At 60.1% G+C, this 9,125-nt stretch carries 10 protein-coding genes; 5 read left to right on the forward strand and 5 right to left on the reverse strand.

The window, feature by feature from the left end; genetic code table 11:
- Positions 1–1,079: dermonecrotic toxin domain-containing protein (locus tag AC1DVH_RS21655; RefSeq protein ID WP_477755524.1), on the reverse strand; the 1,079-nt coding region annotated here is incomplete at its 3' end.
- A gap of 190 nt (positions 1,080–1,269) precedes the next feature.
- On the reverse strand, positions 1,270–2,292 hold the full coding sequence (gene sohB, locus AC1DVH_RS21660; RefSeq protein ID WP_477755525.1) for a protease SohB: 1,023 nt from the start codon (positions 2,290–2,292) through the stop codon (positions 1,270–1,272).
- Between the two features lie 201 nt (positions 2,293–2,493).
- On the opposite strand from sohB, the gene AC1DVH_RS21665 reads away from it, so the two are divergent.
- The 5 genes from AC1DVH_RS21665 (at position 2,494) to AC1DVH_RS21685 (ending at position 6,915) form a co-directional block, all read left to right on the forward strand.
- Positions 2,494–3,204 (forward strand): histidine phosphatase family protein, encoded by a 711-nt coding sequence (locus AC1DVH_RS21665; RefSeq protein WP_477755526.1) that lies wholly within the window; start codon positions 2,494–2,496, stop codon positions 3,202–3,204.
- Positions 3,205–3,268: 64 nt separating this feature from the next.
- Positions 3,269–3,583 carry an SCP2 sterol-binding domain-containing protein gene (locus tag AC1DVH_RS21670; RefSeq protein WP_477755527.1) on the forward strand — a complete coding sequence of 105 codons (315 nt, stop codon included), beginning with the start codon at positions 3,269–3,271 and terminating at the stop codon, positions 3,581–3,583.
- Positions 3,584–3,723: 140 nt separating this feature from the next.
- Entirely contained in the window at positions 3,724–4,587 is an 864-nt protein-coding gene (locus tag AC1DVH_RS21675) for a LysR family transcriptional regulator (protein ID WP_477755528.1), read from the forward strand.
- Positions 4,588–4,693: 106 nt separating this feature from the next.
- On the forward strand, positions 4,694–5,839 hold the full coding sequence (locus tag AC1DVH_RS21680) for a sterol desaturase/SRPBCC family protein (RefSeq protein ID WP_477755529.1): 1,146 nt from the start codon (positions 4,694–4,696) through the stop codon (positions 5,837–5,839).
- Complete coding sequence (locus tag AC1DVH_RS21685; RefSeq protein ID WP_477755530.1) at positions 5,836–6,915, forward strand: SMP-30/gluconolactonase/LRE family protein; 1,080 nt, start codon at positions 5,836–5,838, stop codon at positions 6,913–6,915. Before AC1DVH_RS21680 ends, AC1DVH_RS21685 begins: the two co-directional genes overlap by 4 nt.
- Before the next feature lie 135 nt (positions 6,916–7,050).
- Here AC1DVH_RS21685 and AC1DVH_RS21690 read toward each other — a convergent pair whose 3' ends face one another.
- The 3 genes from AC1DVH_RS21690 to AC1DVH_RS21700 form a co-directional block, all read right to left on the reverse strand.
- Entirely contained in the window at positions 7,051–7,212 is a 162-nt protein-coding gene (locus AC1DVH_RS21690) for a hypothetical protein (RefSeq protein ID WP_477755531.1), read from the reverse strand.
- A 108-nt stretch (positions 7,213–7,320) separates the two neighbouring features.
- A complete protein-coding gene (locus AC1DVH_RS21695; protein WP_046038510.1) occupies positions 7,321–7,554 on the reverse strand; it encodes a DUF465 domain-containing protein in 234 nt (77 codons plus the stop codon).
- A gap of 173 nt (positions 7,555–7,727) precedes the next feature.
- A partial coding sequence (locus AC1DVH_RS21700; RefSeq protein WP_477755532.1) for an ATP-binding protein occupies positions 7,728–9,125 on the reverse strand: 1,398 nt, incomplete at its 5' end.

Consider the following 9,125-nt stretch of genomic DNA (forward strand, 5'->3'; position numbering starts at 1 on the left):
TCGTTGAAGAACCCGGCATTCTTCGTCAGCCTGTGCATTTTGGGATAAATCGCCATGCCCTCCAGCGCGGTCAGTACACCCGCATGAAAGGTGCCGTCCTCTCGATCCTCTTCGGTGAAGTGAGCCGCCAATGCATGTTTCGTATCGGCGCCCCTGCCCTGAGCCACGATCCATTGGCGCAACTGTCGACTGTCGGTGAATTCGTGCAATGGCGAAGAATTGCCGGGGATGTACAGCAACACCCTGGAACCTGATCGCTCTTGAAAGCACCAGATATCCGTCGCTGTATAACGGTACAGTTTCAACCGACTCGCCTCGACACCCGGAGGCATTTTTGTCGGCGCTTGCAATTGCTGGATCGTCAGCGCTTCCCAGGTCTGCGTGGCGGGCAACCCGGCGGCTTGCATGGCAAGTTCCAGCCCCTTTCGAGACAGGCACCGTTCTTGATATTGCAGCCGGGCCGCCATGACGAAAGCGACCTTGACCGATGTCCTCAGGGCATAAGGACCGGGAGCAGCGATGACCGCGTCCGACGGCCAGGCCTGATCGAGATAAGCCTGGTATCGATCAGAAAGAAACAACCCCCAGACCCACAGCTTGAAATCGGCAGGCCGTAGATTGATTTGCGTGTGCGGGCCATAGGATTGCGGAACCGTTGCGCGGTAAATGCCTTCATAGGTGTCGTGGTTACCGCTGCCCACATAAGCAAACTCATCGACCTTCTCGACAATGCGCACCGACGGCCCGATGTCGGGCGGTGTGTACAGACCAAACACCGTTTCGCCGAAGCGCCCGTCGCCCACCGTCTGATAATTGCCAAGCAGGGCCTGGATCAGGGTGCGGGAACTCCCCACCTGCCCCTGATGGATACCGTTCTCTGGAGGATGCCCATGGTAGTTATAGTCGAGTGTTACCAGCAGGGCTGCCTGCGGATCAATGTCGGCTCCCCACTTTTCCTTGATCAAGCGCTCGCCAAACTGAGCGGGAGTTTGCGGTAGTGCGGTCTCCACCGCGGCCTTCAGTTCGTTGTGCATCAGGACATTGGGTGTTGGGGCACCGCCATGGGCGTGATTATTCATGTGCATTCCATTGCAAACTATTGGGAATCACCAGAATAACCAGCGGCGACTCAGGCGTAAGTCGGAATGCTCGGCTGATCRGTTAGGACGTTTCGCGGCGGCCACAGGAAAATGACAAACCTGAAATTCCGGGCGAAAAAAACCGCGAAAAATCCGCGGTTTGATCTTGTTGCAGACGCCCGCTAAAGGCTTACCAGAAGCGTTGCTGGGTCAAACGGCTCCACCAGCTCAGCAGCACGCGATCGACCGAGCCGCTGGCGGCCATGCCAATGCGCTCTGGCAGGCTTTTGCGTTCGGTGTAATGCAAGTGATAGAGCTCGGACTTGCTGGCGCGCTCGGCGAGGTATTCATCGCTGGTCTTGAGTTCGTCGACCAGGTGCTTGTCCAGCGCCGCGACGCCGAGCCAGATTTCGCCGGTGGCCACTTCATCGATCGCCAGCTGCGGGCGATAGCGCGACACGAAGTTCTTGAACAGTTGATGGGTAATGTCCAGATCCTGCTGGAACTTCTCCCGCCCCTTCTCGGTGTTTTCGCCAAACACGGTCAGGGTGCGCTTGTATTCACCGGCGGTCAGCACTTCGAAATCGATGTCGTGCTTTTTCAGCAGGCGATTGACGTTGGGCAACTGCGCCACCACGCCAATCGAGCCGAGGATCGCGAAGGGTGCGCTGATGATCTTCTGGCCGATGCACGCCATCATGTAGCCGCCGCTGGCCGCGACCTTGTCGATGCACACGGTCAAGGGCACGCCGGCTTCGCGGATGCGTGCCAGTTGCGAAGAAGCCAGGCCGTAGCTGTGAACCATGCCGCCGCCGCTTTCCAGGCGCAGCACCACTTCGTCCTTCGGTGTGGCGAGGGTCAGCAAGGCCGTGATTTCGTGGCGCAGGCTTTCGGTGGCCGAAGCCTTGATATCGCCGTTGAAATCCAGCACGAACACCCGGGGTTTGGCCTCGGTTTTTTTCTTCTGTTTCTTGTCGGTTTTAGCCTGCGTCTTGCGCAGGGCCTTGAGCTGGTCCTTGTCGAGCAAGGTTTGCTCCAGGCGCTCGCGCAGCCCTTTGTAGAAATCATTGAGCTTGCTGACCTGCAACTGGCCGGACGACTTGCGCCGTCCCTTGCTGCGCAAGGCCGCAAAACTGGCCAGGACCACCAGAATGGCGATCACCAGGGTCACGGTCTTGGCCAGAAAAATGGCGTACTCGGAAAAAAACTCCACGGGGACTCCTCAAACGATGCGCGGCTCGAACGCGCGCGGGATACCTCCAGCATACCCATGCGCCGACCTTGCGACCAGCCGTGAAACCTCTGGCAGCAGGCCTGTAACGGGCATTTCAAACAAGCGTATGTTTTTTAATTGACAGTACACCGCCATCCTCATAACCTCGCCAAACCTTCAACGCACCGGGATGACGCGGACGTGGGCAGCATCTATTTGATTCGACATGGCCAGGCCTCTTTTGGTGCGGACGACTACGACGTCCTGTCGCCGACCGGCATTCGACAGGCTGAAATCCTTGGCCGGCACCTGGCCGAACTCGGCATCAGCTTCGACCGCTGCCTGGCGGGCGACCTGCGCCGCCAGCAACACACGGCCAACAGCGCGCTGGAACAATTCGCCGCGGTGGGCCTGCCGGTGCCGCTCCTGGAAACCGACTGCGCCTTCAACGAGTTCGACGCCGATGCGGTGATCCGCGCGCTGTTGCCGGCCATGCTGCCGGACGAACCCGAAGCCCTGGACATCCTGCGCAATGCCGCGCAAAACCGTGGTGAGTTCCAGCGTATCTTCGCCCTGATCATCGAACGCTGGCTCGCCGGCACCTTTGACACCCCGGGCCTGGAAAGCTGGCTGGGCTTTGTCGAGCGGGTCCAGGCCGGCTTGCACCGCATCCTCGACCAGGCCGACAACACCCAGAAAATCGCCGTGTTCACGTCCGGTGGCACCATTACTGCCCTGCTCCACCTGATTACGCAAATGCCTGCCCGACAGGCCTTTGAATTGAACTGGCAAATCGTCAACACCTCGCTCAACCAGCTTAAGTTTCGTGGTCGCGAGGTGGCCCTGGCTTCCTTCAACATTCATGCGCACCTGCAACTGTTGAAGGCCCCGGAACTCATCACGTTTCGCTGAGTCCGGACTATTGTGACCCTGGCTGTAATCACCCAGCTCTTATTACCCAAGAAAGGATCGAACCATGACCTCCGTAGCAGACGCCGTACAAGCAATGAAAGCCAAGTTCAACCCAGCCGCTGCTGCCGGTCTGGACCTGGTCTTCGGTTTCCGCATCGACGACTCCAAGAACTTCTCGCTGATCGTCAAGGACCAGACCTGCGAACTGCAGGAAGGCGAGAACCCGGACGCCCAGGTGACCCTGGTGATGGACGGCGAAACCCTGGAAGGCATCGTCGACGGTTCGACTGACGGCATGCAAGCGTTCATGGGCGGCAAACTGCGCGCTGAAGGCGACATGATGCTGGCGATGAAACTGTCTGAACTGTTCCCGTCGTAAGCACCTGGCTCCCGAGCTTCGGGAGCGTGCAAGGCCGCAAACGAATCCCGCCCTTAGTGGCGGGATTCGTCGTTTTTGCCCCCTCGCCACAGGTTCGGTGGTGCTCTTACAATGTCGGCAATCTCCACACCGGCCACCCCATGGACATCGACCTCGCCCGCACCTTCCTCGAAATCGTTCGCCACGGCAGCCTGGCCGCGGCTGCCGAGAAGCTCCATGTCACCCAGACCGCGATCACCGCGCGGGTGCAGAAACTCGAAAGCCAACTGGGCAGTACCCTGTTCGTGCGCAACCGCGCCGGAGCCCGCCTGACACCCAATGGCGAAGCGTTCGTGGTGTACGCCAATCAACTGGTGCAAACCTGGGAAGCCGCGCGGCGTGATTTGCCATTGCCCGAGGGCTATCGCGATGTGCTGCACATCGGTGGCGAAGTGAGCCTGTGCAACCCGCTGATGCTCGGTTGGGCCGGCGAAATCCGTAAAAACATCCCCAGCCACGCCTTGCGCATGGAAATCCGTGACGGTGAAAACCTGCTGCGTCAACTGGAGTTGGGCGTTCTGGATGCCGCGCTGGTGTATCAGCCCGAGTATTGGCCGCGTTTGCAGGTTGAGCAGATTCTCGAAGAAAAACTGATTCTCGTGCGCCTGGCCGGCAAGCCAGATCCTTACGTGTACATCGATTGGGGCGCTGACTTCCGACGCCAGCACGACGCCGCCCTGCCGGAAAAAGCCAAGGCGGCGCTGAGCTTCAATCTTGGCCCGCTGGGCCTGCAGTACCTTCTCGAAAACGGCGGCAGCGGCTACTTTCGCACCCGCGTCGTGCAAAGTTATCTGGATAGCGGCGCCCTGGAACGGGTGCCCAAGGCGCCGGAATTCAACTACCCGACCTATCTGGTCTATTCGCGCGATCGTGACTCGCCGACACTGCAACGGGCCTTCGACCTGCTGCGCGAGGTTATCGATTCCGACGAAGACTGGTCGCAACGCTGGGACCCGCTGACTTGAGACCGGTTTGCACCGGATCATGGCCGTTGTGGCCTCAAGGTTCGGCCCGTCAATTCACCGGGATCGGCTAATCTGAAAGAGATAACAAAAACGACAGGTGATTGCAGTGAGGCAGACCACCGAAGGATTCCGCAGCCGTTACCGCGCCGACATTCATCCGCTCTACAACCCTTGGCTGCACGGCGCTTTTGTCCTGTTGTTCGGGGCGCTGGCGATCAGCGCTTTCTGGAGCACCGTACATCAGGTGCGGCCAACAGAATGGCTGGCGGTGCCCGTCACGCTGCTGCTGTTCAACCTCGGCGTGTACAGGGTGCATCGCCACCTGGGTCATCATAGAAAGGGCTTCGCCCGGCTGTTTTATGCCCGCCACGCCGGCGACCACCACAGCTTTTTCACCCCCGGCCACATGACCTACGACAGCGCCCGCGACTGGCGGGTGATACTGTTTCCGGCATGGCTGATCGTGCTGCACACCCTCGCCGTCGCCCTGCCACTCTGGTGGCTGCTCAAGCACATCAATACCAACGTCGCCGGATTGGTCGGCGGCCTTCTTGTCCTCGGTTACCTGACTTACGAAGTGTTTCATGCCTGCGAGCATCTGCCGTCGCACAACCGGATCACACGATTGCCGTGGATCCGCCAGATGCGCCGGTTGCACGAACTGCATCACCGCCGCGAACTGATGCAGGAGCGTAATTTCAACATCGTTTTCCCGCTGATGGACTACCTGTTCGGCACCCTCTACTGGGAACCGGAACCTGTGCCGCTCAACCCGACGAGAACGCCCATGACCCGCATGCAGCATCAGGTTGTCATTGCCGGAAACCCGATCAATGTACTGGCCTACGCCAGCACCGTGACCCTTTGGCCGCAATGGCATCCGTCGTCGCTGCATATCGATGGGCCGAAAGGCCCGTTGCATGCTGGCGCACGTTTCGAAGAGGACATCCGCGCTGGTGGCCGCGACGGGCACTTGCGCTGGGAGGTAGCGGAGTACTTGCCCGGACGGCGCTGGAGCGCCCGGGCCCAGGGTGATCATGGCCTGTCGCTGGTGGTGACCTATGAATGCGATGCCGAGGGCAACGACACGCGTTTCGTCCGGACCCTGGAGTATCAATTCAGCGGTCTGGCGATGCGGATTGCCAACCGGTTGTTGCTCAAGCGGCGCATCGATCGGGAATCGGCGGCGTCGATGCTGGCGTTGCGCGACATGGCGCAGAAGTATCTGGCGGCGACGGGGGTCGGCGCGTGAGCAGAACCTTCAAATGTCTGTTGCTGGCCATCGTCGTCATCGGCGCCTTCCTGCTGCTGATGCCGACCAAAGTGCGACCGGTGGCCTGGACGCCACAACCTGCGCCGTCCCTCACCAGCGGAATCTACGCCGACAATCAGCGGCTCAAGGGGGTGGAACGCGTCGGTGCCGCCGACATCGACGGGCCGGAAGCCTTGTTGCTGGAAAACGACACGCTCATCACCGGCCTGCACGACGGTCGCCTGATCCGCACGAGCCTGGATGGCAAGACCACCAAAGTCCTGACCGATACCGGTGGCCGGCCACTGGGCCTGGCCCGGCATCCCAATGGTCTGCTGGTGATCGCCGATGCCGTCAAAGGTTTGTTGTCCCTCGACGCCCAGGGGCGTCTGGTGGCCTTGACCACAGAGGCCGGCGGCGTTCCCTTCGGTTTTACCGACGATGTGGCCATCGATAAACCCGGTCACTACGCTTATTTCAGCGATGCTTCGAGCCGCTTTGGTTATGGCCACGACGGTGAGGCCGTGCTCGAACACGGCGGCGACGGTCGACTGCTGCGTTACGACTTCCAGACCGGCAAAACGTCGGTTGTGCTGGATAAGCTGGAGTTTGCCAACGGCGTGACCCTGGGGCCGGACGATGCCTATGTACTGGTCAATGAAACCGGGGCCTACCGCATCAGCCGTTATTGGCTCAGCGGTCCGAAGGCCGGCACCCATGACCTGTTCATCGACAACCTGCCGGGGCTGCCGGACAATCTGTCGTTCAATGGTCACGACCGGTTCTGGGTGGCACTGTATGCCCCCCGAAACGCCTTGCTCGATGGCACGGCTGCACATCCGTTCGTGCGCAAGATGATCGTGCGGGCCATGACTGTCTTGCCCAAACCCGTGGAAAGTCGCGGGTTTGCCCTGGGTCTGGACCTTGAGGGCAAAGTGATTGCCAACCTGCAGGACGGCAGCAGCGACAACTACTCACCGATCACCACAGTGCGCGAGTATGGGGATTGGTTGTATTTCGGTTCGCTGAAAGCGCAGAACATGGTGCGTTTGCCGTTGAGCAAGGCATTGCAATGAGCAGTCCCCCCTTCCTGAATTCACCGAAGTCCCCCTGTAGGAGCGAGCCTGCTCGCGATCGCGGACGGGCAGTCACCAGTGGTGTTGACTGTGCTGACGTCTTCGCAAGCAGGCTCGCTCCYACAGGGACAGCGTTCACTCGGTGTCCGAGTCGACACCTTCATCTTCCGGACATTCATCAATGCCCGGCTCTTCCTCGGGATTGACCGTGGTGTGTTCGGGGCTCAGCGGTTCGGGATGAGTGGGTATAGGGTCGTAGGCACCCTGTTGTTCACTGGGATATTCGGGCTGGGTCATGAGGCACCTCGTTGAGAGCCGTAACATTGGTCTCTGAGCATTCGAGGTGCCGGTTCTGGTTGCCGTTCCAACTTTCCGGCCACCGCTCGTCGGTGGCAGCACGCTGGGTCAGGATGTCGAGCCCAGTTGCTTGACGATCTTGTCCTTGACCAGCAGGCGAGCCTCCTTGAGTTTCCTTACGGTGTCATCGTTGGACTTGGCCTCCTCTGCTTTCACCACTTCGGCATCCGCCTGGGAATACTTGTTAAGCAGTGAATCCAGTAACGGATCCTTGGTGCGTTTCTGCTGGACTTCTTCCTTTGAGCGTTTCAGATCCTGATAAAGGTCATGGGGCACCGGCATGGAACACCTCCGTTTGTTGATCGGCAGCGAAACGCGATCAATTGCGTTCACCAACTATCAGAATGGCCTCGGTTAGCCCGTTCTGTCGACCACCTGTCAGACCAGCGGCGTCCGTTCGTCGTCCTGTCGCACAGGCGATAAAACCTTTGCCTGCACCCGCGCCTCCACTGGTTTCAGCCGTTAAGCACCGTGCGCACCATTTGCCTGAGTGCTTCGGGATTGTAGGGTTTGCTCAGCAGGTGGGTGTCGGGGCTGAGCTGGTGATTACGCGAGATGATGTCGCGGGTATGCCCCGAGGTGAACAGCACGGCCACCGGTGGTTCCTGCACTTTCGCCCAGGCCGCCAGGTCCGAACTCTTGATCAGGCCGGGCATGACCACGTCGGTGAATATCAGGTCCACCGCCAGCCCTTCCAGCAACATTTGCATGGCGACGTCACCGTTGGTGGCCGTGAGGACCTGATAACCCTCTTCGCGCAACAACTCCACCGCCGATACCCGCACCGCCTCATTGTCTTCGACCACCAGAATACGCTCGTGGCCACCCCGTTGCGGCACGTCGGGGTTCGGTGTTTCGCTGGGTGCCGAGCGCAAGGTGCGCGGGAAATACAGCTGCACCCGGGTGCCCTGCCCGACGGCGCTGGCAATTTCGATATGACCGCCACTCTGTTTGACGAAACCAAACACCATACTCAAGCCCAATCCGGTGCCCTGACCGTCGGCCTTGGTGGTGAAGAATGGCTCGAACGCCTGGGCCAGCACCTGCGGCGGCATGCCGACGCCGGTGTCCGCCACGGACACCCGTACATAGTCCCCGGCAGCAATGCCCTTGCCGGCGCAAAATTGGCGACCCAGGACGATGTTGTCCGCGCAAAGATCAATGGTCCCCTCACCCTGCATGGCGTCCCGGGCATTGATCGCCAGGTTGAGAATGGCGTTTTCCAGTTGATTGCGATCGACAAACACATTCCAGGAATCCTCAGGCGCTGCCATGTGCACCTGAAGGGTTTCACCCAAGGCACGTTGCAACAGCTCCGCCAGGCCATCGAAAATCTGCCGCAACGTGAAGACCGCAGGCGACAACGGTTGGCGACGGGCGAATGCAAGCAATTGCGAGGACAGCTTGGCACCGCGCTCGACCGCGGCAATCGACGCCGAGACCCGGCGTTGCACATTGGGGTTATTCGGCTCATGGCGTGCCAACAGGTGCAGGTTGCCAGCGATCACTTGCAACAGGTTGTTGAAGTCATGGGCCACACCGCCGGTGAGGCCACCGATGGCTTCGAGTTTCTGTGACTGGCGCAGTTGTTCTTCCGCCGCCAGCCGCGCCTCGACCTCATCGGCCACCCGCTGCTCCAGGTTGCGGGTGAACTTGAGCAGGGATTCTTCGGCGGTCTTGCGTTCGTGAATATCGATCAGCACACCAGGGAAACGAAATGCCTCGCCTTGCTCATCGAATTCACAGCAACCGCTGGCGAGCACCCAGAAGTAACTGCCGTCGGGACGCCGGATCCGGTACTCGACGTTGTAGGGTTCGCCCGTCTCGACCGACAGTGTGACCCGTTCCTGGAC

Source organism: Pseudomonas sp. P4_C3 (assembly GCF_056402075.1).

Bases quoted from the DNA above. Each gene is read 5' to 3' on its own strand.
- AC1DVH_RS21695 (WP_046038510.1), bottom strand. From the start codon at position 7,554: ATGCCGGTGCCCCATGACCTTTATCAGGATCTGAAACGCTCAAAGGAA.
- AC1DVH_RS21675 (WP_477755528.1), top strand. From the start codon at position 3,724: ATGGACATCGACCTCGCCCGCACCTTCCTCGAAATCGTTCGCCACGGC.
- AC1DVH_RS21690 (WP_477755531.1), bottom strand. From the start codon at position 7,212: ATGACCCAGCCCGAATATCCCAGTGAACAACAGGGTGCCTACGACCCT.
- AC1DVH_RS21670 (WP_477755527.1), top strand. From the start codon at position 3,269: ATGACCTCCGTAGCAGACGCCGTACAAGCAATGAAAGCCAAGTTCAAC.